Source organism: Microbacterium plantarum (genome assembly GCF_035231185.1).
Classification (GTDB): domain Bacteria; phylum Actinomycetota; class Actinomycetes; order Actinomycetales; family Microbacteriaceae; genus Microbacterium; species Microbacterium plantarum.
This window is the reverse complement of the sequence record NZ_CP141117.1, coordinates 456,188-478,118: the sequence shown is the minus strand read 5'-3', so window position 1 is coordinate 478,118 and position 21,931 is coordinate 456,188. Positions and strand designations below refer to the sequence as shown.

The 21,931-nt window shown below is 71.1% G+C and carries 19 protein-coding genes and 1 riboswitch; of the genes, 5 read left to right on the top strand and 14 right to left on the bottom strand.

Going from position 1 to position 21,931, the window contains the following annotated elements; genetic code table 11:
* Positions 1-81: 81 nt before the first annotated feature.
* The 4 genes from VC184_RS02275 to thiM form a co-directional block, all read right to left on the bottom strand.
* Positions 82-1,134 carry a LacI family DNA-binding transcriptional regulator gene (locus VC184_RS02275; RefSeq protein WP_114589098.1) on the bottom strand — a complete coding sequence of 351 codons (1,053 nt, stop codon included), beginning with the start codon at positions 1,132-1,134 and terminating at the stop codon, positions 82-84.
* Between the two features lie 9 nt (positions 1,135-1,143).
* Complete coding sequence (gene thiD, locus VC184_RS02270) at positions 1,144-2,646, bottom strand: bifunctional hydroxymethylpyrimidine kinase/phosphomethylpyrimidine kinase (RefSeq protein WP_274178289.1); 1,503 nt, start codon at positions 2,644-2,646, stop codon at positions 1,144-1,146.
* Positions 2,643-3,323 (bottom strand): thiamine phosphate synthase, encoded by a 681-nt coding sequence (gene thiE / locus VC184_RS02265; protein ID WP_112616255.1) that lies wholly within the window; start codon positions 3,321-3,323, stop codon positions 2,643-2,645. Before thiE ends, thiD begins: the two co-directional genes overlap by 4 nt.
* Positions 3,320-4,147, bottom strand: a complete 828-nt coding sequence (gene thiM, locus VC184_RS02260) for a hydroxyethylthiazole kinase (protein WP_274178288.1) — start codon at positions 4,145-4,147, stop codon at positions 3,320-3,322. Before thiM ends, thiE begins: the two co-directional genes overlap by 4 nt.
* Positions 4,130-4,226: riboswitch (TPP riboswitch) on the bottom strand. Its footprint overlaps the gene before it by 18 nt.
* A 116-nt stretch (positions 4,227-4,342) precedes the next feature.
* On the opposite strand from thiM, the gene VC184_RS02255 reads away from it, so the two are divergent.
* From VC184_RS02255 to VC184_RS02245, 3 genes are all read left to right on the top strand, one after another.
* Complete coding sequence (locus VC184_RS02255; RefSeq protein ID WP_274178287.1) at positions 4,343-5,302, top strand: hypothetical protein; 960 nt, start codon at positions 4,343-4,345, stop codon at positions 5,300-5,302.
* A gap of 65 nt (positions 5,303-5,367) precedes the next feature.
* Positions 5,368-5,874: a GNAT family N-acetyltransferase gene (locus VC184_RS02250; RefSeq protein WP_112616251.1), complete on the top strand. Its 507-nt coding sequence runs from the start codon at positions 5,368-5,370 to the stop codon at positions 5,872-5,874.
* A gap of 130 nt (positions 5,875-6,004) precedes the next feature.
* On the top strand, positions 6,005-7,387 hold the full coding sequence (locus VC184_RS02245) for an HNH endonuclease signature motif containing protein (protein WP_274178286.1): 1,383 nt from the start codon (positions 6,005-6,007) through the stop codon (positions 7,385-7,387).
* 45 nt (positions 7,388-7,432) lie between these two features.
* On the opposite strand, the gene VC184_RS02240 is transcribed toward VC184_RS02245, so the two are convergent.
* Positions 7,433-8,362 (bottom strand): cytochrome b/b6 domain-containing protein, encoded by a 930-nt coding sequence (locus VC184_RS02240; RefSeq protein ID WP_274178285.1) that lies wholly within the window; start codon positions 8,360-8,362, stop codon positions 7,433-7,435.
* Positions 8,363-8,371: 9 nt separating this feature from the next.
* Positions 8,372-9,148, bottom strand: coding sequence for an enoyl-CoA hydratase-related protein (locus tag VC184_RS02235; RefSeq protein ID WP_274178284.1), 777 nt, complete (start codon positions 9,146-9,148; stop codon positions 8,372-8,374).
* Between the two features lie 119 nt (positions 9,149-9,267).
* Here VC184_RS02235 and VC184_RS02230 point away from each other — a divergent pair, with 119 nt between their 5' ends.
* Positions 9,268-13,062: a choice-of-anchor I family protein gene (locus VC184_RS02230; protein WP_323987178.1), complete on the top strand. Its 3,795-nt coding sequence runs from the start codon at positions 9,268-9,270 to the stop codon at positions 13,060-13,062.
* A 28-nt stretch (positions 13,063-13,090) separates the two neighbouring features.
* Here the strand turns inward: VC184_RS02230 and VC184_RS02225 are convergent, their stop codons facing one another.
* The 4 genes from VC184_RS02225 to VC184_RS02210 are packed head-to-tail and all read right to left on the bottom strand — an operon-like array spanning position 13,091 to position 17,428.
* Complete coding sequence (locus VC184_RS02225; protein WP_323987177.1) at positions 13,091-14,281, bottom strand: bifunctional 2-methylcitrate synthase/citrate synthase; 1,191 nt, start codon at positions 14,279-14,281, stop codon at positions 13,091-13,093.
* Between the two features lie 41 nt (positions 14,282-14,322).
* On the bottom strand, positions 14,323-15,249 hold the full coding sequence (prpB, locus tag VC184_RS02220) for a methylisocitrate lyase (protein WP_274178281.1): 927 nt from the start codon (positions 15,247-15,249) through the stop codon (positions 14,323-14,325).
* Positions 15,249-16,769: an MmgE/PrpD family protein gene (locus VC184_RS02215; RefSeq protein ID WP_274178280.1), complete on the bottom strand. Its 1,521-nt coding sequence runs from the start codon at positions 16,767-16,769 to the stop codon at positions 15,249-15,251. Before VC184_RS02215 ends, prpB begins: the two co-directional genes overlap by 1 nt.
* Positions 16,766-17,428: a GntR family transcriptional regulator gene (locus VC184_RS02210; protein ID WP_181574183.1), complete on the bottom strand. Its 663-nt coding sequence runs from the start codon at positions 17,426-17,428 to the stop codon at positions 16,766-16,768. Before VC184_RS02210 ends, VC184_RS02215 begins: the two co-directional genes overlap by 4 nt.
* Positions 17,429-17,535: 107 nt before the next feature.
* Between VC184_RS02210 and VC184_RS02205 the strand changes: the two genes are divergently transcribed.
* Positions 17,536-18,066 carry a ribonuclease H family protein gene (locus VC184_RS02205; protein ID WP_036304688.1) on the top strand — a complete coding sequence of 177 codons (531 nt, stop codon included), beginning with the start codon at positions 17,536-17,538 and terminating at the stop codon, positions 18,064-18,066.
* Positions 18,067-18,083: 17 nt separating this feature from the next.
* Here VC184_RS02205 and VC184_RS02200 read toward each other — a convergent pair whose 3' ends face one another.
* Genes VC184_RS02200 through rlmN form a run of 4 tightly spaced genes read right to left on the bottom strand, consistent with a single transcriptional unit; the run spans position 18,084 to position 21,878 of the window.
* The gene (locus tag VC184_RS02200; protein ID WP_323987176.1) at positions 18,084-19,034 is read right to left on the bottom strand and encodes a hypothetical protein; all 951 of its coding nucleotides are present in this window, start codon (positions 19,032-19,034) and stop codon (positions 18,084-18,086) included.
* Positions 19,035-19,040: 6 nt separating this feature from the next.
* On the bottom strand, positions 19,041-19,523 hold the full coding sequence (locus VC184_RS02195; RefSeq protein WP_323987175.1) for an NUDIX domain-containing protein: 483 nt from the start codon (positions 19,521-19,523) through the stop codon (positions 19,041-19,043).
* Between the two features lie 2 nt (positions 19,524-19,525).
* Positions 19,526-20,539, bottom strand: a complete 1,014-nt coding sequence (locus tag VC184_RS02190; RefSeq protein WP_274178275.1) for an aldo/keto reductase family protein — start codon at positions 20,537-20,539, stop codon at positions 19,526-19,528.
* Positions 20,540-20,594: 55 nt separating this feature from the next.
* Positions 20,595-21,878, bottom strand: a complete 1,284-nt coding sequence (rlmN, locus tag VC184_RS02185; protein ID WP_112616219.1) for a 23S rRNA (adenine(2503)-C(2))-methyltransferase RlmN — start codon at positions 21,876-21,878, stop codon at positions 20,595-20,597.
* Between the last annotated feature and the right edge of the window lie 53 nt (positions 21,879-21,931).

Below are 21,931 nucleotides of genomic sequence, written 5' to 3'. Positions count from 1 at the left end.
CGTGACAACCAGGGACCCTCATACTTTTACATCGATGTAATCAATGCGCAAGGAAAATCCGGATGTCGTCGATGCCGACGGTCAGCGGCCGGGCGATACGCCTCGCGGCACCGCGTCCGTGCTCGCTCGAGCGACCACCCGGTGCTCGATCGCCACCGCTCGCACCGGAACGTCGCGCGCCGCGATGCGCTCCTCGAGGAGCGCGATCGTCGCACGCGCGAACTCGTTCCGGTCGAAGGACACGGTCGTCAGCTGCGGTGTCGTGAAGCGCGACTGCTCGATGTCGTCGAAGCCGCAAACGAGCACGTCCTCCGGCACCCGGATGCCCGCACGCGCCAGTTCGTGCAGCGCGCCGACGGCGATCGAGTCGGTGAAGCAGAGGAGGGCGTCGACCTCGACCCCGCGATCGAGCAGTGTCCGCACGCCCAGCGCGCCCGCCTCCATGTTCCAGGGCAGCAGGTTGACCTCCCGGCGGCGGTCGTGCTCGAGCCCGGCCGCGGCGAGCCCGTCGCGCACGCCCGCGAGGCGCAGGCGACTGGTCGCCGTGGCGAGCTCGGGCTGATCGTCGCCGCCGATCGCGGCGATCCGCCGCGCCCCGCGCGCCACGAGGTGAGCCACGGCATCGCGCGCGCCACCCCGGCTGTCGACGAGCACCCGGTCGGTGACGTGCTGCTCGACCTCGCCGATCAGCACGACAGGCGGCAGCCGTTCGTCGCGATCGACGACGCTGTCCTCGATGCGGATCGGGTTGAGCACGACACCGTCGACGAGATGCTGACGCGCCCGCGAGACGAGGTCGCGCTCACGCTCCGGCTCGAGCGCGGTCTCCTCGATCTGGACCGCGTAGCCGCGCTGGTGAGCCGCGTCGACGAGGTGATGCAGCATCTCAGCGGAGAACGCCGTCGCGAGGTCGGGGAGCGCGATGGCGATCACACCGGAGCGGCCGTTCCGCAGGCCCCGGGCGCTGAGGTTCGGCACGAAGTCGAGCTCGCGCATCGCCGACTCCACGCGCTGCTGCGTCTGCGGCCGGACCGCGGCAGTGCCCGTCAGCACGTTGGAGACCGTCTTCGCCGATACCCCGGCGAGCGCCGCCACATCCTTCATCGTGGCTCGGCCGGCTCTCTCCTTCGGCATGAGCACAGACTAGGCCCCGCGCGCAGGCCCTCTCGCCCGTGTTGCGCCGGCCAGCGCTGCGATGGGCGCCTCGAAGAAGGCGAGCTCGTGGCGCATCGATCGCGCGAACGCGACGCTCATCCGCGCGCGCTCTGCCGCCGACGCGTCCGCCGCCGCCCGCTCGACGATCTCGATCGCGGCGCGGGTCGATGCGGCGAAAGCGGGGTCGGCGTAGGTCGAAAGCCAGTCCCGATACGGATGGTGCGGGTGCGACGCCGCCGCGAATCGCACGCCCACATCGGAGTACAGCCAGAAGCACGGCAGGAGGGCGGCGACCAGCTCACCGTACGAGCCGCGAGCGGATGCGGCGTGGAGGTGATCGGTGTAGGCGAGCGTCGCGGCGGCAGGGTCGGCGGCGTCCGCGCCGACCCGCGAGCGGTGGAGCTCGGATTCGACCGCGATCGCCGAGGCGGCGGCCTCCGCCCAGAACACCTGTTCCTCGCCTCGCGGGGCGAGCGCGCTGGCTCGGGCGAGGACACGGGCGTACTCCGAGAGGTACAGCGCGTCCTGCTGGAGGTACCAGGCGAAAACCGGCTCATCGAGCTCTCCCGTGCGCAGCCCCTCGACGAAGGCGCAGGAGTCGACGGCGGCGCGGAGCGGAGCGGCGCCGGCCCAGGCGCGCTCTGTCCACGACACGGGCGACGGGAGGTGCGGGCGCAGCTCGTGCAGGTGGTCGACGGGGCCGTTGCCTCGCCCGACGCCGAGCGCCGCGCCCGCTGTGATCGAACCGGCCAACCATTCGGTCGCACGCGCGAGGGCAACGGTCCAGCCGATGCCACTCGCGCCGAGCGTCGCCATCGCCGACGACAGGGAGCACCCGGTGCCGTGGGTGTTGGTCGAGGCGATGCGGCGACGCGACACCTCCGCCGCGACCCCGTCCGGCGTCACGATCGCGTCGGGGCAGTCGTCGCCGTCGAGATGCCCGCCTTTGACGAGCACCGCCGCACCCGATGTGCGCGCGAACCGCTGTGCCTGGGCGAGGGCGTCGAGCCATGTGCGTGCGACCGGCTCCTCCGCGAGCACGGCCAGCTCGGGGAGGTTCGGAGTCACGAGGGCGACGCGCCCGCAGAGGGCGCGGATCGCGGCCTCTGCGGCTGGATCGAGCAGGCGATCGCCGCTCGTGGCCACCATGACGGGGTCCAGCACGACGAGGTCATGGCCCCGCCGAGCCAGCCAGTCGTCGACGACGGCGACGAGCGGCTCGGAGTGCAGCATCCCGATCTTGATCGCATCGATCTCGACGTCATCGCCGACCGCGTCGAGCTGCGTACGCAAGAACTCCGGCGGAGGCACGTGCACGGCCCGCACACCGCGGGTGTTCTGCGCCACGAGGGCCGTGACGACGGCCATGCCGTAGCCGCCCATCGCCGCGATCGACTTGAGGTCGGCTTGAATGCCCGCGCCGCCCGACGGGTCGGTGCCCGCGATGCTCAGCACCCGCGGCACGCGCGGCGCCCGTGCCCCCGCGGTCACCGGACCGCTCCGTCCGCAGTGTCGGAACCGCGCCCGCGCGCTGCGACGGCGAAGGCGCGCGCGGCCGCGGCGGGGTCCGCGGCACCGCTGATCGCCGAGACGACGGCGACCCCGGCCGCCCCCGCTCGGCGGAGGGCGGCGACGTCATCGGGACCCACACCCCCGATCGCGACGCACGCGAGCGGCGTCGCCGCGGCCCGTTCCGCGAATCCCTCGATGCCCAGCGCGGGCGGGTGATCGGCCTTCGTGATCGTCGGCCGGATCACGCCGACGCCGAGATAGTCGAGGGTGCCGTCCGGCATCGCGTGGGCGGCCTGCAGATGCGCCGCCGTGTTCGCCGTCCACCCGATGACGGCGTCCGGCCCGAGGACTCGCCGCGCAGTCGTGGGCGGGATGTCGTTCTGACCGAGATGCACGCCGTCCACGCGGGCCCCCGCATCGATGGCGGCGAGGGCGACGTCGACCCGGTCGTCGATGAGCAGCGGAACCCGCCCCGCGATCACATCCGACAGCATCCGGGCGCGGCGGATCAGCTCGGCCGCGCTCACTCTCTTGTCGCGCAGCTGCACCACCGTCACGCCCCCGTCGACGGCGGCGTCGACGATCGACAGCAGCGCGTCCGCGTTCAGCCGGTCATCGGTGACGAGGTGCAGGGCGAGGTCGACCCGGCGGGTCACCGGACGCCCTCCGCCGCCATCGCGCGGGTCGCGACGCGTGCGGCATCGAGGTCGCCGGGAGCGAGCGTCGCGAGCGCGTCGAGGAAGGCGACGGCGAACGAGCCGGGACCGGACGACACGGATGCCGCAGCCTCGGCGGCCTGCTTGTGCACGAGCGACGCTGCGACGGCTGCCGAGAAGGGCTCGACGACGCCGAGGAAGGCCGCCATCGTCGCGCCCAGCGAGCAGCCTCCGCCGGTCACCCGGGTCAGCAGCGGGTCTCCCCCGGGAACCCGCGCGACCCGTTCTCCGTCGGTGACGAGGTCCGTCGCGCCCGACACCGCGACGACCGCGCCGGACCGGCGGGCCAGGGCCGCCGCGGCCGCGTGCACCGAGTCCGGGTCGTCGATGCTGTCGACGCCGCGGCCGCCCGCGCCGGTTCCGGCGACCGCCGCGATCTCCGAGGCGTTGCCGCGGATGATCGCGGGGCGAGCAGCGACGAGCTCCGCGGCGAGGGCCGTGCGGATCGGCAGCATCCCGACCGCGACGGGGTCGAGCACCCAGCGCCGCGTCGCCGCCACGATCTCGCGGGCGCTGGCCTGCTGCTGCGGATTCGGGGTGCCGAGGTTGATCAGGGCACCGTCGGCGACGCCGGCGAAGATGCCCGCCTCACCCTCGATGTCGACCATCGCCGGACTCGCCCCGAGCGAGAGCAGCGCGTTCGCGGTGAACCCGGTGACGACGGCGTTGGTCACGCAGTGGGTGAGCGGAGCGGCATCCCGCAGCGCTCGGAGCGCCGCTTCCGGTCCTCGGACGGTGGGCACGACATCGCGCATTTTCGACATCCCTTCGCCAGCATTGCACTGGAGCAGGTTCGACGGGTCTGATCTCAGCTCGCGGTCGCGGGCACCCCGTGTCGGAACACGACCATAGCAGGCCGGTTTGCACGCTCTGGGCCGCTGTGCTTTTCTCCCGGCCCCCGAAGCGCGTAGGTTGCGAGTGAGCGCGCTTCACGGGCCGGCGCGCGAGGGGGTGGGGCCGTGCTGACAGCGGGATGCGCGCTGGTCTTCGCGTGCCTCATGACGATCATCGGTCTCGTCGTGCTGTTCACGCTGCGCCCGAGCTGGCGTCGGCGCGGCGCGCTCCTGCGCTTCGGGATCGTCGGCGCGCTCTCGGCCACCACGTCCAGCCTGCTGTACCTCGTCCACACCCAGACCGGCGATCCGGCATCGCTCGTCATCAGCGACATCGCCATGGTCCTCGGCCCGGGACTGATCTTCGCCGGGCTCGGCTCGCTCGGCGGCGGCGTCCTCGCCCGCGGCGGCATCGCCGTCTCGCTCGCCGCTGTCGTCGGCGTCGTGTCCGCGGCGATCGGGCTGCCCGTCTCGCTCGCGGTGAAGGTCCTGATCATGGCGGTCATCTGCGGGTTGACCAGCGTCGCCGCGAGGCACCCGGCCATCGCAGCGCGACGCGGGTCGTGGCTCCTCGCAGCGACCATGGCGGTCTACGCGCTCTTCTCCGTGTGCCGCGCCGGCGTGGGGCTCACGCTCGGATGGGATTCAGCGCTCTACCGCCTCGGGTTCTCGGTCGTGCCGACGACCATCGCGGGGGCCGTGCTCGTCCTCCTGAGCGGCGCTGCCCTCCTGATGATCCTGTCGGACCGCAGCGCCGCGCTGGCCGCGCAGCGCTCGCGCGGGGCCTCGGGCGACGACCGGGGGCCGGCGTGGACGGTCACGCTGGGTTCGTACGAGATCGTCCGAACCGCCCTCGGGGCCGCGCGCGCCGATCGGATGCGGGAGGACCTGATCGCCGCGGCGCGGACTCTCGATCCCGGCGCCGTCGTCGAACCCGCGGGGGCCGGTGCACGGCTGCACAGCCCCAGCGAGCAGAGGGTCATCGAACGAGCGCTGCGGGCTCGACTGGTCGCGGCGGGCTGGAGCCCGGGCGAGGTCGGCCTGGTCTCGGTCGAGGTCGCCGTGGTGGACGGTGTCGGCGCATGACGGCAGGCGGCGCAACCCCGACTCCCCGATTTCACGCCGTCGCCGGCCGCGCGTAGAGTCTGGCCATGGAAGCCGAACTGCAGACCGACATCGTCGTCCGTCCGGTGCGGGATGTCGACGCCGAAGCCCTCGGGCGGGTGCACGCCACCTGCTGGCACGAGACCTACGACCACCTCATCAGCACCGCCGCTCTACAGAGCGTCTCGCCGCGACGACTCGCCGAGCTGTGGACCCACTGGGCCGCGCAGGGCGAGGACTTCCGGATGTACGCCGCGCTCGTCCGCGGCGAGATCGTCGGCTTCGTCGGGTCGGGCCCGGCGCGCGATCGCGACGCCCCCCGGATGCGCGAGCTGTACTTCATCTACCTGCTCGACGCCTGGCACGGCACCGGCATCGGTCAGCGGCTCTTCGACGCGGCCGTCGAGAAGGACGAGGGCGTCTACCTGTGGGTCGCGGAAGACAACCCCCGCGCGCACCGCTTCTACGAGCGAAATGGCTTCACGCTCGACGGGCAGACCCACACCGAGCCGTTCCTCGGCGAGACGCTGACCGAGGTCCGCTTCGTTCGCTGACTCGGCGCCGGCCGGGTGACGGCGGCGGAGCGATCGGCGCAGCTCCTCCCCCGCCGGTCTTCTTAGCGAGTTGCCCACATTCGCACCTCTGTTCGACTTCGATGTCGTACCCCACTGCCATCATGGGAACATGACAGCGAATGGCGCGGGTGGCGAGGTGGGACGCGAGGCACCCACGCCGTCGCAAGCGCTTGCTTTCTCGCGTTACGCCGAGGCGCTCGACCTCTCCCACGCCGCCGATATCGCCCGCACCCGGGCGCTGGCGGACCTGGGCCACGCTGCACTGCACGACGCGCGGCGCGACGGGGTACGAGGGATGGCGTCGGACATGGAGCTGCGTTCGGTCGCGGCCGAGGCCGCGGGGATGGCGCGGCTGACGGACCGGCGCCTACAGGTCGAGATCGACCACGCGGTGACCGTCATCGACGATTACCCGGCCCTGTTCGAGGCGTGGGCCCAGCGGCGGATCGAACGCGGACACGTCGATGTGGTCGTGCGGGTCGGCGCGGGGGTGCCTGACGAGGTGCGGTCGGCGTACGAGGAAGCCGCGATCGCGGTGTGCGAGCGGGATGTGCCCTCCCGAGTGCGGGGTGCGCTGGACGCGTTGGCGGCCCGATTGCATCCGCAGACCTTCACCGAGCGGCACAAGGCCGCGGCGGCGGAGCGGTGCGTGCGGGTGTTCCACGGGACAGACGGGATGTCGAACCTCGTCGCGAACCTCCCGACGGTCATCGCCGCGGGGATGCTCGACCGACTCACGCAGATGGGGCAGTCGGTGAAGGACGCCCGGGCGGAGAGTAACGGGGCGGAGAGCGACGGGGCGGATGCCGCTGGGTCGGGTGAACCCGCCGACACCAGGACGATGGACCAGCTGCGGGCCGACATCCTCGGCGACTTCGTCCTCGGCGGGGCGCCCGTGGTCGACCCGACCTACGGGACCGACCGGGCCGGTGGGCTCGGCGCGATCCGAGCGCGCGTTCAGGTCGCGGTCACCGCCGAGACGTTGATGGGGCGTGACGAGAACCCGGCCGAAGCCGTGGGCGCTGCGCTGATCGATGCCGACACGGCACGCGAGCTCGCCGGGCAGGTGTCCGAGTGGGACCGACTCTTCATCGACCCCGTCACCCGCACCCCGGTCGAGATCGACACCTACCGGCCGACCGCTTCGATGAAGAAACTCCTGATGGCGCGCGACCAGCACTGCCGGTTCCCCGGATGCCGACGAGCCGCGCTCCGCTGCGAGATCGACCACACGATCGACTACGCCCTGGGTGGGCATACCCACATCTTCAACCTCGCCCATCTCTGCCAGCGACACCATTCGATGAAGCAGTTCACGAAGTGGGAGGTCCGGCAGGTCGGCGGAGGCGTTCTCGAATGGACCTCGCCCCTCGGCCGGGTGTACCGCGAAGACGTACCCATACCCGCGGTCTGCTTCACCATCGACACCGCGGATCCGCCACCGGATGCGACACGCGGCGGACCACCGCCGGACGAACCGCCACCCTTCTGACACCGCCTGATCGCGCGGGCGTGATCTCCGACCGGCCGACGACGGTCAACGGGTGATGGTCGTGCCGAACAAACGCGCGATCGGTACGAGGACAGCGGGGCGAGCGGCGACGCACGCCCCGACGATGACGGCGAGCGACAGGACGAACAGCCAGAAGCCGGTCCAGTTGTCGGCGTAGGCCGTCGGGTCCGCCGATCCTTGTGCGGCGTACATGTGGTTGAGGTTGCGGAGCGCTCCCGTAGCCAGGACGAGAGCGACATGGGTCACGATGAAGACGACGAAGAAAAGCATCACCAGCACGTGCAGGCGTCGTGCCCACTCGAGCGGGTACAGATGGTTGATCCGCCCGTCGCCCCGCGGCCAGACCGTGCTGAGCCGCGCGCCGGTGACGACCGCGAGCGGTGCCGCGACGAACACGGTCGTGGCGTACGCGAGCTGCTGCAGGCTGTTGTAATTCACCCAGCCGTTCTCCGTCGGCCAGTCGAGCGACACGTACTGCAACGCCGCCGAGGCAGCATTCGGCAGCACGTCCCAGCTCGTCGGCACGATCCGCATCCACTGTCCGGTCGCGAAGAGCAGGATGACGAACACGATGCCGTTGCCGATCCAGATGACGTCGAGCGCCTGATGGAACCAGATCGTGAGGCTCGTCCGGCGCTTCGGCCTGCCCCGCGGTGACCAGAACACCCTCGGACGCTTCTCCTTCCGCGCCTGCAGACCCGTGCGAATGATCAGCACCATCAGGAAGGCGTTGAAGAAGTGCTGCCAGGCGAGCCACGGCGGAATCCCGACCGGCGCCCCCGCCGGCAGCGGGTATGCGCCCGGGTACCGCTCGACGAACCCACGCATCGCATCGAGGCTCAGCGCCCAGCGGGCGAACGCGACGGCACCCGCCGCCGCGAGCACCAGTGCGACGCCGACGGCCACGATCACCGTCACCCGTCGGCGTGCGGCGGCCCCGCGTTCGACCAACACCGCGGCAGGTCAGCGGTGGCGGAACTCGGGGGCGCGCTTCTCGGCGAAGGCGGCCATGCCTTCCTTCTGGTCCTCGAGCGCGAACAACGACGCGAAGAGCGTGCGCTCGAGGCGCAGCCCTTCCGCGGCACTCGTCTCCTGCGAGGCGCGCAGCGCCTGCTTCGCCGCATAGGCGACCGGCAGCGATCGCGACGCGATCCGCTCGGCGACGGCACCGGCTTCGTCGAGCAGCTGCGCCGCCGGAACCACACGAGACACGAGCCCGGCGCGCTCCGCCTCCTCCGCCGGCATCCGCCGTCCGGTCAGCACGAGCTCCGCGGCCTTGTAGTAGCCGACCGCGCGCGTCAGCCGCTGCGTCCCGCCGATGCCCGGAATGACGCCGAGGTCGATCTCGGGCTGCCCGAACACCGCGGTGTCGGCGGCCAGCACGATGTCGCACATCATCGCCAGCTCGCACCCGCCGCCGAGCGCGAACCCGGCAACCGCGGCGACGACGGGGGTACGCACCCGCGCGAAGTCCTCCAACGCCGCGAACGGGTTCTCCATCGACATGTCGCGGGCACTCTTGCCCGCCATCTCTTTGATGTCCGCGCCGGCCGCGAACGCCCGCTCCGAGCCGGTCACGACGATCGCGCCGATCGCCTCGTCGCGGTCGAACGCCATGGCCGCGTCGGCGAGCTCGGCGACGAGGGTCGAGTTCAGGGCGTTCAACGCCTCCGGTCGGTTCAGCGTCAGCCAGCCGACGCGCCCTCGCGTCTCGCTGACGATGGTCGTGTAGTCGCTCATCCCCTCATCGTGCCACGCGCCTCTCCGCGCGTCTCCGATCGGTTGCCGGGCATTCACATGCCGGACACGTGCGGAGAGTACTCACGACCTGCACCCGTTCACCCGACCAGAGGACACCTATGCCTTCGCCTGCCCGGAGCCGCACGGTTCCCCGCACGCTCGCCGCCGTCGCGACGGCCGCACTCACCTGCACACTGGCACTGACGCCGCTCACCACGGCATCCGCCGCGATCGTCAGCGAACCGATCACCGACTCCGCTCCCGGCGCGACCCTCGCGCTCACACCCGTCGGCACCCACGAGACCGGCGTCCTCGATGAGTCCGCCGCCGAGATCGTGCAGTCGTACCGCGACCGCCTCTACGTCGTCAACGCGCAGGCCGGCTCGGTGACGGTGCTCGACAACAGCGACCCGACCGCGCCGGTCGAGCTGTTCACCATCGCCGATGCCGGCACGGCGAACTCCCTCGCGATCCGCGACGACGGTCTGGGCATCGTGGCGTTCGAGGCCGAGGACAAGACCGCGAACGGGTCACTGGTCTTCTTCGACGCGAACGCCGGCGACGCGGCATCCGCTCACCTCGGCGCGGTCACCGTCGGCGCCCTGCCCGATATGGTCACGATCTCGAAGGACGGCGCGTACGCGGTCGTCGCGAACGAGGGCGAGCCCGCCGACGACTTCTCGGTCGACCCGGAAGGATCCGTCGGCGTCGTCGCGCTGCCCAAGACCGTCTCGGCCCCCGCGCAGGCGGCCGTGCGCATCGCGGGCTTCGGCGCGTTCGAGCCCGGCGGCTCGAAGACGCTTCCGGCCGGCGTGCGCGTGTTCGGACCGGACGTCGCGGCACCGGACCAGGGAGACAAGCCCCTCACTGCCAATCGTGTGAGCCGCAACCTCGAGCCCGAGTACATCACCGTCGACGGCACGACCGCTTACGCGGCGCTCCAGGAGGCGAACGCGATCGCCGTCGTCGACCTCGCCAAGGCCGAGGTCACCAAGGTCGTCCCGCTCGGGTTCAAGGATCACGGCGCGGTCGGCAACGGGCTCGACGCGAGCGACAAGGACGGCGCGATCAACATCGCCGAGTACGCCGGGCTGAAGGGCATGTACATGCCCGACGGCATCCAGTCGTACTCGGCCACGGCGGGCGGCAAGGCCACGACCTACCTCGTCACCGCCAACGAGGGCGACGCCCGTGAGTGGGGCGACTACGCGGAGGCCGTCCGCGTGAAAGACCTCGGCAAGAAGGGGCTCCCGGCCGTCTGCGCCGATTCTCCCCTCGCGGCGCAGCTCGGCGATGCAGCCCTCGGACGTCTGAACGTCACGATCGAGAACGGTCTGCGCGCGGACGGCAGCTGCTACGACGAGCTGTACTCCTTCGGCGGTCGCTCGTTCTCGATCTGGGGCACCGACGGCTCGCTGGTGTTCGACTCGGGCGACCAGTTCGAGCAGATCCTCGCGCGCGTCGCGCCCGAGTACTTCAACTCGAACCACACCGAGGCCAACCTCGAGGGACGCAGCGACGACAAGGGCCCCGAGCCCGAGAACCTTTCAATCGGGACGGTCGGCGGCCGCACGTACGCCTTCATCGGCTTCGAGCGCGTCGGCGGCGTCATCGTCTACGACATCACGGATCCGAAGGCGGCGACGTACGTGACGTACGTCAACAACCGCGACTTCAGCGCCGCCGCCGACTCCCCCGCCGCGGGCGACCTCGGCCCCGAGGGCATCCACTTCATCGGGGCGCACCGCTCCCCCACGGGCCAGCCGCTGCTCGCGGTCGGCAACGAGGTGTCGGGAACGACGACGCTGTACAGCATCGAGCAGCTCGTCGGCGGCGCTCCCGTCGCGCAGCCCGACATCCGCGTGCTGACGATCAACGACTTCCACGGGCGGCTCGTGCAGGAATCCAGCGGCGTCGCGGGTGCCGCTGTCCTCGCGGGCGCGGTCGACACGTTCCGCCAGCAGAACCCGAACACCCTGCTCGTCTCGGCCGGTGACAACATCGGCGCGTCGGCGTTCGAGTCGTTCATCGATCAGGACACCCCCACGATCGACGCACTGAAGACGGCCGGCCTCGACGTCAGCGCAGTCGGCAACCACGAATTCGACCGTGGTTTCGACGACCTGACGGGTCGCGTTATCCCCCGATTCGAGGAGGACGCGGATGCCGACGCCTTCAGCGACTTCGCACTCGGTGCGAACGTCTTCGTGAAGGGCACCGACGAGCACGCGCTCAAGCCGTACACGATCAAGGAGGTCGACGGCACGCAGATCGCGTTCGTCGGCACCGTGACCGAGCAGACCGCGGGCATGGTGAGCCCACAGGGCATCGCGGGCATCGAGTTCCGCGACCAGGTCGCATCGGCCAACGATGCAGCGGCCGACGCGGTCGCCGAGGGCGCGGACGTCGTGGTGCTGCTCGCGCACGAGGGCTCCGCGGGCTCCGACTGCACCGCGATCGCCACCGAGACCGGCGACTTCGGCGACCTCGTCCGTGGCGCGTCCGACGACATCGACGCGATCGTCTCCGCTCACACGCACCAGAAGTACGCGTGCGAGATCGGCGGGCGGCCGGTGCTCCAGGCGCACCAGTACGGCACGACGCTCGGCGCGCTGGACATCGAGCTGACCGACACGGGCGAACTCGAGTCGATCACCCCCAGCACGGTGTCGCTGTACGACGCCACGCTGGGGCAGTACATCGCCTATCCCGACACCGAGACGGCCCAGGTCGTCGCGAACGCGGTGCGCATCGCGGACGAGAAGGGCCGCGTGCAGGTCGGCTCGATCACCGCCGACATCCTGCGCGGCAAGACCGCGTCGGGCTCGGAGGACCGCGGCGTGCACTCGACGCTCGGCAACACCGTCGCCGACGTCTACCTGTGGGCCACGTCGCAGAACCCGGCCTACGGTGGGCGCGACGCCGAGGTGGCGTTCATGAACCCGGGCGGCCTGCGCGCCGACCTGCTGTTCGGCGACGACAACGGCGCTGTGTCATACCGTGAGGTCGCCAACGTCCAGCCGTTCGCGAACACCCTGGTCACGCTCGAGCTCACCCCGGCACAGATCAAGCAGGTTCTCGAGGAGCAGTGGCAGCCCGACGGAGCGTCGCGTCCCAAGCTCGCGATGGGCGTGTCGAAGGGCTTCACCTTCGAGTACGCACCCGAGGGAACGAGGGGCTCGCACATCCGCTCGATGCAGCTGAACGGTGGACAGCTCGCGCTCGACGACACCACCACGAAGATCCGCGTCGTCACCAACTCGTTCCTCGCGGGCGGCGGCGACAACTTCGGCACCTTCGCGACGGGCACCGGCGCGGCGGACTCCGGCCAGGTCGACCTGCAGGCGACGGTGGAGTTCTTCGCCGCCGTGGGCCCGGTCTCACCGGCGCCGGCGAACCGTGCCTACGTCGCCGGCGAGCAGCCGCCGGTCGAGCAGCCCGGCTTCCCCGGCCCCGGCGCGCCCGGTGACGGCGAGCCCACGGAGCCCGGCGAGCCCGGCGAGCCCGCCGAGCCCGCACAGCCGTGGGCGACGGTCGAGCTCGGCGGCAGCACGGTCGCGCAGGGCGGCACGCTCGATGTCACGGTGACCGGCCTCGAGCCGGGCCAGCGGATCGCCGCGACGCTGTTCAGCGAGCCGATCGTCGTCAGCGGCATCCCCGCGGCCGACGCATCCGGCCGCACGGCGTTCTCGATCGCGATCCCGCGTGACTTCGAGGTCGGCGCGCACCGCCTCGTCGTGACGTCGGGGACGCTCACGCCGATCGAGGTCGCCGTGACGGTGACGGCCGCCGCGCCGGCGAGCACGATCGCCGTCACCGGCGGGACGGCTCCGATCGGGTTCGCGGTGGCGGGCATCCTCGCCCTCGCGCTGGGCGGCCTCCTGGTCGCCGCGCGTCGCCGCCGGACCGCCTGACCCGTCCGAGTCCGCCCCGAGGGAGCCGTCAGCCGGCGGCTTCCTCGGGGCGCTCTGCTGCCTCGACCTCGGCCTCGTCGGCGACATATCCGTCGACGTGGCGCTCATCCGGCCCGTCGTACGCCGACAGCGGCCGGATGAGCGCATTGGCGGCGTACTGCTCCACGATGTGCGCCGTCCATCCGACCACGCGGGCCGCGACGAACAGCGGCGTGAAAGTGACGGTGTCGAAGCCCATGAGGTTGTACGCGGGGCCCGACGGATAGTCGAGGTTCGGGTAGATGCCCTTGCGCTGGGTGAACTCGCGCTCGAGGGCGTCGTAGAGCTCCGCGACATCCGGCCGGTCGTAGTGGGCGACCAACGCGTCGAGCGCCGCCTTCATCGTCGGAACCCGCGAATCGCCGCGCTTGTAGACGCGGTGACCGAACCCCATGATCTTTCGCTTCTCGGCGAGCGCCCGGTCGAGCCAGGCCTCGACGGCGGCGGCATCCCCGATCTCGTCGAAGACGTGCATCACCGCCTCGTTCGCTCCGCCGTGGAGCGGCCCCTTGAGGGCTCCGATCGCCCCGACGACGGCCGAGTACAGGTCGCTCAGGGTCGAAGCGATGACCCGAGCCGTGAAGGTCGAGGCGTTGAACGAGTGCTCGGCGTAGAGGATCAGCGACCGGTTGAACGCGTCGGCGACGACCGGATCGGGCTCCTCGCCGAAGGTCATCCACAGGAAGTTCGCCGCGTCGTCGAGGTCGTCGCGCGGCTCGATGGGGCCGAGCCCGCGGCGGCGACGCTGCCCGTAGGCGACGACCGCCGGCAGCACCGCGAACAGGCGCAGGCTTCGCTCCAGGTTGCGCTCGGGCGTCCCGACGGCGTCGAGCACGGATGCCGCGCCGGCGGTGTCGAGCGCGCCGAGAACGCTCACGGCGGTCCGCACCTCGTCCATCGGGTGCGCGTCCACCGGCATCTGGTCGATCGCCTCCCGCAGCTCCGGCGGCAGCGCCCGCTGCGGCCGAGCCCGCCGGCGCTGCTCGGCGAGCTGGTCGTCGGTCGGCAGTTCGCCGTGCCACAGCAGATGCGCCACGGCGTCGACCGGCTGCGTCGCGGCGAGCTCCTGCACCGGGTAGCCCCGGTAGAGCAGCGAGTTCGTCTCGGGGTTCACCTTCGAGATCGCCGTCACATCGGCGACAACCCCCACGAGCCCCTTACGGATGTCTTGCTCGGTCATGTTCTGTTCCCTCTCCGTCGAGTAGCCAGAATCCGCGGGTCTCAGCCCCGGTCGATCGACTCATTCTGGCGAGTCGACAGGGTGAAGTCGAAGACCGACGAGTCGAAGCGCGTGTAGCCCTCGTAGTCGACGAGGTCGTACAGGTCGGCGCGGTGCTGCATCTCACCGAGCTTCGCGGTCAGGTTCCCGGCCGCCGTGAGCTCGTCGAGCGCGCGGCCCGCCGCCCCCATCGCGATGCGCAACAACGAGACGGGCCAGATCACGATCCGCACACCCGCGTCTCGTAGCTGGTCCACCGTGAACAGCTCCGACTTCCCGAACTCGGTCATGTTCGCCAGGATCGGCACGTCGATGGCCGACGCCATCGCCTCGAACTCCGCGAGGTCGCGCATCGCCTCGGGGAAGATCGCGTCGGCCCCCGCGTCGACAAGCGCGCGGGCGCGGTCGACGGCGGCATCCATCCCCTCGATCGCCCGCACATCGGTGCGCGCCATGATGAGGAAGTTCGCGTCGCGCCGGGCGTCGACGGCAGCCCGGATGCGGCCCACGGCCGTGTTCTCGTCGACGACGCTCTTTCCGTCGAGGTGCCCGCAGCGCTTGGGGTTGACCTGGTCCTCGATGTGGCATCCGGCGAGGCCGGCATCCTCGAGCGTCTGGATCGTGCGGGCGACGTTCATCGGCTCGCCGAAGCCCGTGTCGGCGTCGATGATCGCCGGAAGCTCCGTCATCCGCGCGATCTGCTGGCCGCGCCCGGCGACCTCGCTCAGCGTCGTGAGGCCCACATCGGGCAGCCCGAGGTCAGCCGCGATGACCGCACCCGAGACGTACACGCCGTCGAAGCCGTGCCGCTCGATGAGCCGGGCCGAGAGCGGGTTGAACGCTCCCGGAAAGCGCAGCGTCTCTCCGCTGGCGAGTCGTTCCCGGAGGATGCGGCGCTTGTCGGCGGCGGTGGTCTGCGAGTACAGCATCAGAACAGCCCTCGCGGGTTCGGCGCGGACGCGATGACGCCGTCACGTGCGACGATGTTCAGCTCGCGCACCTCGTCTGCCGTGAGATCGGGCAGACGCTGCGCGAGGTCGAGGAAGCGCTCGATCTGGGCCGGTTCGAGCACGGGCTCGGCGAGGATCCGGAACTTGCGGATGTAGTCCTCGCGCGCGAACGGGCGAGCACCGAGCGGGTGGGCGTCGGCGACGGCGATCTCGTCGACGATCGTCGAGCCGTCGGCCATCCGGATCTCGACGCGCCCGCCGAAGGCCTTCTCCGCCGGATCCTCCGAGTGGTAGCGCCGCGTCCATTCGGCATCCTCGGCCGTCGTGATTCGCTGCCACAGGGCGACCGTGTCGGGGCGGGCGGCGCGCTCGGGCGTGTACGAGTCGACGTGGTGCCAGCCGCCGTCCTGCAGTGCGACCGCGAAGATGTACGGGATCGAGTGGTCGAGCGTCTCGCGCGACGCGGTCGGGTCGTACTTCTGCGGGTCGTTCGCCCCCGAGCCGATGACGTAGTGCGTGTGGTGGCTGGTGTGGAGCACGATGCTCTCGACGTTCGCGGAGTCGAGCAGCTCGGGGTGCTCGCCGTGCAGCTTGCGCGCGAGGTCGATCCACGCCTGCGCCTGATACTCGGCCGAGTGCTCCTTCGTGTACGAGTCGAGGATGCCGCGCTTGGGCTCTCCCGGCGCCGGCAGCGGCACCGTGTAGGCGGCATCCGGTCCGTCGAGCAGCCAGGCGATGACACCGTCCTCACCCTCGTAGATCGGGTTCGGGCTCGTCTCGCCGCGCATCGCGCGGTCGACGGCCTCGACCGCGAGCTTGCCGGCGAAGGCGGGGGCGTGGGCCTTCCAGGTCGAGATCTCGCCCTTGCGCGACTGGCGCGTCGCGGTGGTCGTGTGCAGCGCCTGGCCGACCGCCTGGTAGATCGTCGCGGTGTCGAGGCCGAGCAGCGTGCCGATGCCGGCGGCGGCCGAAGGCCCGAGGTGGGCGACGTGGTCGATCTTGTGCTTGTGCAGGCAGATGGCCCGCACGAGGTCGATCTGGATCTCGTACCCGGTCGCGAGGCCCCGCACGAGCGCCGCACCGTCGGCACCGACGTGCTGAGCGACCGCGAGGATCGGCGGGATGTTGTCGCCGGGATGCGAGTAGTCGGCGGCGAGGAAGGTGTCGTGGTAATCGAGCTCGCGCACCGCGACGCCGTTCGCCCACGCGGCCCACTCGGGGCTCGTGCGGTCAGTCACGCCGAACACGCTCGCCCCCGCGCCGCCCCGCGAGACCGGGTGGTCGAGCGCCTGCGCGCGGGCCGAGCTGACGGGCGCCCGGGTGAGGGATGCCGCCGCGACGGCGGCGTTGTCGATGATGCGGTTCACGATCATGTCGACCACGGCGGGCTCGACCGCCACGGGGTCGACGGCGACCTCGGCGATCTTCCACGCGAGCTGGTCCTCGCGCGCGAGCTCCTCGTCGCTGCGGTGGACGCGGACGTGATGGCTGACGGTCATGCGGATGCCTCCAGGGAGTCGAGGATGCTGGTCAGGGCGTTGTGCAGGTGCACATGGGTCGCGTGGGCGGCGAGGTCGGCGTCGCGGGCGGCGATGGCGCTCGCGATGAGCCGGTGCTCCTCGATCGACGCCGCGAGCCGCGCCGGGTTGTCGCGTGCGAGGCGGCGAACCCGCACGAGGTGAGCGCGGACCTTCGTCAGCGCCGACGTCAGATAGGCGTTGCCTGCGGCGTCGTCGAGCGCCGCGTCGAAGCGAGCGATGAGCGCGTAGTACGCGTCGGGGTCACCCGCTGCGGGCGCATCGGCCTGCGCGGTGCGGTCGAACGCCGCGGCGAGCTCGGCGAAGAGCGCGGCGTCGCCCCGGGATGCCGCGAGCCGTGCGGCGGTCTCTTCCAGCGCACGCCGCACCTCGAACAGCGAGCGGATGTCGTCGCGATCGATATCGGCGACGACGGTCACCCGGGGCGACGCCTGGCGCACGAGGCCGTCGGCCGCGAGTCGCCGGAGAGCCTCGCGCAGCGGAGTACGGCTGACGCCCAGTCGCGTCGCCTGCTCCACCTCGCCGAGCACCGCCCCGGGAGCGAGGTCGCCGTTCTGGATCTCGGCCAGCAGAGCGGCGTAGGCGCGCTCTCCCGCCCGTGCTCCGCCCTCGGCCACCATGCGACGATTGTATACACAGAGCCCGCGCCGGCGGGTCGAAGGCGCGGATTCTGACTCCAACGTATACAGAAACCGCATCGCACGAGCTCCCGGGTACCCTTGCCCGAGTGAGTTCCGACCGATACACCGTGGCCACCGACGGCGCCTGCAAGGGCAATCCCGGACCGACCGGCTGGGCCTGGGTCGGCGAGGACGGCCACTGGGCCGCCGGAGCGATCCCGCAGGGCACGAACAACATCGGCGAGCTGCTCGGGCTGCTCAAGGCGATCGAGGACCACCCCGACGTCCGCGAGCTCGTCGTTCAGGCCGATTCCAAGTACGCGATCGACACGTACGCGTCGTGGATGGACGGCCACCGCCGCCGCGGCTGGAAGACCTCCACTGGCGCGCCGACGAAGAACCGCGACATCCTCGAGCAGCTCATCGCCGCCCGCGACGCCCGCCGTGCGCGCGGCCTGCCCGACGTCATCCTCGAGCACGTCCGCGGGCACCGCGGCCACGTCCTGAACGAGTGGGCCGACGAGCGAGCCGTGCGCGGCGCGGAGCACGCCGCGAAGGGAACGGCGAGCGCCTGGTCGTCGCTCGGCGGGCTGCACGAGAAGCTCGACGTGTCGGAGGCGCCGAAGAAGAAGCGCTGACGGGACGGCGAGACCGGTCAGCCGTCCCGATTGTCGGGATGCCGCGGATCGTCCGTGGTGTACGCCGACCGCGCGAGCGCCTCCGGCATCCAGGTGAGCGGATCGGCGAAATCCGCGATGACGACACCGCCCGCGCCGTGCGCGTCCCCGTGCCGCGCGAGCCTTCTCCGCGCCCGCTCGGGCACGCGCTCGTCGGCCCGCACTCGTTCGAACACGGCGGCGCGGACGCGTTCGACGAACCGGGCTCGCTCCGGCGGCAGTGCAGCGCTCGTCTCGCGCTCGAGACGCTCGACATGAGCGGGAAGGTCCGCGATGACCGCCCGGTAAGCGGCGGTCAGACTGTCATCCACCTCGCGGGCCTGCTGCGGCTTGGCGCCCCGGATGATCATGCCGGCGACCAGGGAGGTGACGGCGATGACCGGGGCAGCCACCAGCACGGCCATCGCGGGGGCGGTGGCACCGCTGCCGACGAGGACGGCGGCAACCGCCGTCCCGACGAGGGCGACAGCCTGCGGCCGCCACAGCGCACGATCGAGCGGGCGTCCTCGCGCGCCCGCGGCCGCCACCAGCACCGCCATCGCGGTCGCGGCGGAGAACGCGGCCGTGAGCACCACGTCCTTCGTCTGCAGCGCGACGGCGAATGCGAGTCCGCCGGTGAGGGCGGCGAGCACCAGCACCCACCCGATCCAGCCAATGCTGGATGCGCGACCGCCGAAGCGAAGGCGAGCCGACGACCGGGCGCGTGCGTTCGCTGACTCGCCGAGCCGTCGGGCTGCATGCCAGATGCGCACGCCGTCCGCGCTCATGCCGCACGCGTCGAAGATCACCATCTCCGCTTGCCGCGGCGCGAAGTCCGCGGCGGCCGAGGCCCGGACGATGCGATCCGTGGCGACGGGGATGACGCGCGCCAGGTGCTCATCGGAGAACGGCTCCCACCGGTCGGCGGGAAGCATGCGATGCTGCGCCACCCTCGACTACCTCCCGCTCGCTTGAACGAGTTCATCGAGCCGGTCGAGGGCCGGTCGCTGACCCTTGACGAGCAGCTCGCGAGCGCGCCCCACCTCGACCCACTCGACCCGGTCGACCTCGGGGAACGACGCCGTGCGCCCCGACCGCGGCGGCCACTCCATCTCGAACTCGCCGAATGCCGCGTTCGAGGCATCGAACCCGCTGCCGTCGACGACGAACACCGTGATGCGCTTGCCCGACGAGTACGAGAAGGTGCCGAGCTCGGCGTACTCGCCGTCGGGCGGCTCGAGCCCGAGCTCTTCGCGGAACTCGCGCCGCGCGGCACCCAGGGCCGCCTCGTCGTCGGGGTCGTACTCGCCTTTGACGATCGACCACGCCCCGGCGTCCTTGGCCGCCCAGAACGGTCCGCCCATGTGGGCGACGAGCGCCGACACCGTGCCGTCCGCAGCGATGCGGTAGGGCAGGATGCCGGCGCTCGTTACCGCCACGATCAGGCCGGGCGGGTCTTCGGCGAGACCGTGTCGGTCTCGGCCGGGTCGGTCACCGCGACCCCGCCGAGGGCATCGTTGATCGCGTCGTACGCCGACTGCTCGAGCTTCACACCCGAGGCCTTCACGGTGTCCTCGAGCTGCTCGGGACGCGAGGCGCCGACGAGCGCCGCAGCGATGTTCTCGTTGTGCAGCACCCACGCGAGCGAGAGCTGCGCGACGGTGAGGCCCGCCTCATCGGCGATCGGCTTCAGCTTCTGAACGGCCGTGAGCACCTCGTCGTTCAAGAAGCGCTTGATGAAGTTCGCGCCGCTCTTCTCGTCGGTCGCGCGCGATCCCTCGGGTACGGGCTGGCCCGGCTGGTACTTGCCCGTCAGCACGCCCTGCGCGAGCGGCGACCAGACGATCTGCGAGATGCCGAGCTCCTGCGAGGCGGGAATGACCTTGCCCTCGATGACGCGCCACAGCGCGGAGTACTGCGGCTGGTTCGACACGAGCTGGAACCCGAGCTTCGTCGCGAGGGCGTGCCCCTCGCGCAGCTGCTCGGCGGTCCACTCGCTGACGCCGATGTAGAGCGCCTTGCCCTGGCGGACGATGTCGGCGAAAGCCTGCATCGTCTCTTCCAGCGGCGTCTCGTAGTCGTAGCGGTGCGCCTGGTAGAGGTCGACGTAGTCGACACCGAGACGGCGGAGCGACCCGTTGATGCTGTCGAAGATGTGCTTGCGCGAGAGGCCCTGGTCGTTCGGCCCCTTGCGGCCGGTCGGCCAATACACCTTCGTGAAGATCTCGAGCGTCTCGCGCGGCTGACCCTTCAGCGCCTCGCCGAGCACGACCTCCGCGGCCGTGTTGGCGTACGCGTCTGCGGTGTCGAACGAGGTGATGCCGAGGTCCAGCGCCTTGTGGACGGTCGCGATGGCCGCGTCGTTCTCCACCTGCGACGCATGCGTCACCCAGTTGCCGTACGTGATCTCCGAGACCTTGAATCCACTGTTGCCGAGGTAGCGATACTCAACCATGGGAAAACGCTACCTCGCGGTGGGCCCCGGCGGGCCGGAGTTGCGTCTTATGACCTCAACCCGCGGGAACCGTGTCGGCCGCGCGCTGGTCGTCCTCGGTCGCGACGAGCTGACCGCACGCCCCGTCGATCTCCTTGCCGCGCGTGTCGCGAAGGGTCGTCGGGATGCCGGCCTCGTTCAGCCGTCGCACGAACTCGTCCTGCACCTCGGGCTCGGACGAGGTCCAGATGGAGCCGGGCGTCGGATTGAGCGGGATGGGGTTGACGTGCACCCAGCCGCGTCCGCGGGCGTTCAGCTTCTCGGCGAGGAGGTCCGCGCGCCACGCGTGGTCGTTCATGTCCTTGATGAGGGCGTACTCGATCGACACCCGCCGGCCCGTCTCGTCGAAGTAGGCCTTCGCCGCGTCGAGCGCCTCGTCGACCTTCCACCGCGAGTTGACGGGGATGAGCTCGTCACGCAGCTGGTCGTCGGGGGCATGCAGCGAGAGTGCGAAGGTGACGGGAATGTCCTCCTTCGTCAGCTTCTGGATCGCCGGCACGAGACCGACCGTGGAGACGGTGATGCCCCGCGCGCTCATGCCGATGCCGTGATCCTTGTCGACCATCGTGCGCACCGCCTGCATGACGCGGGCGTAGTTCGCCAGCGGCTCGCCCATGCCCATGAAGACGATGTTCGTGACGCGCTCGCCCTCGTGCCCGACCTTGCGCGGGTCGCCGAGGCCGCCGTCCGCGATGAGACGGTTCGCCCGGACGACCTGCTCGATGATCTCGGCGGCCGACATGTTGCGGGTCAGGCCCGCCTGGCCGGTCGCGCAGAACGGGCAGTTCATGCCGCATCCGGCCTGGCTCGACACGCACAGCGTGATGCGGCCCGTGTAGCGCATCAGCACCGACTCGACGAGGGCGCCGTCGTGGAGCTTCCACAGGAACTTGATCGTGTCGCCGCGGTCGGTCTCGAGCCGGCGCACCTCGGTCAGGAGCGGCGGGAGCAGACCCGCGACGAGCTCGTCGCGCCCCGCGGCGGGCAGGTCGGTCATCTCCGCGGCATCCGAGGTGAAGTGGCGGAAGTAGTGCTTCTCGAGCTGCTTGGCCCGAAAGCCGGGCATGCCGAGCTCCTTGACCTTCTCGACGCGCTGCTCGGGCGTGAGGTCGGCGAGGTGGACGGGCGGCTTGCCGCGCTTCGGGCTCGCGAACTGCAGCAGCGGACGACCGGACTCGTCCTTCTGCTGCGACCAGCCCTCGGTCGCGGGGCGCACCTGACGCGGCTTGGTGGAGCGCACGGGCGACGAGGTCTCGCGCACGGACGACGCGGTCTCGCGCACGGGATCTGAATCGGTCATATGATCCAGGATACCGGCGCCGCCTGCGCGAAGGCTGGCCGCCGGCGTTCGCC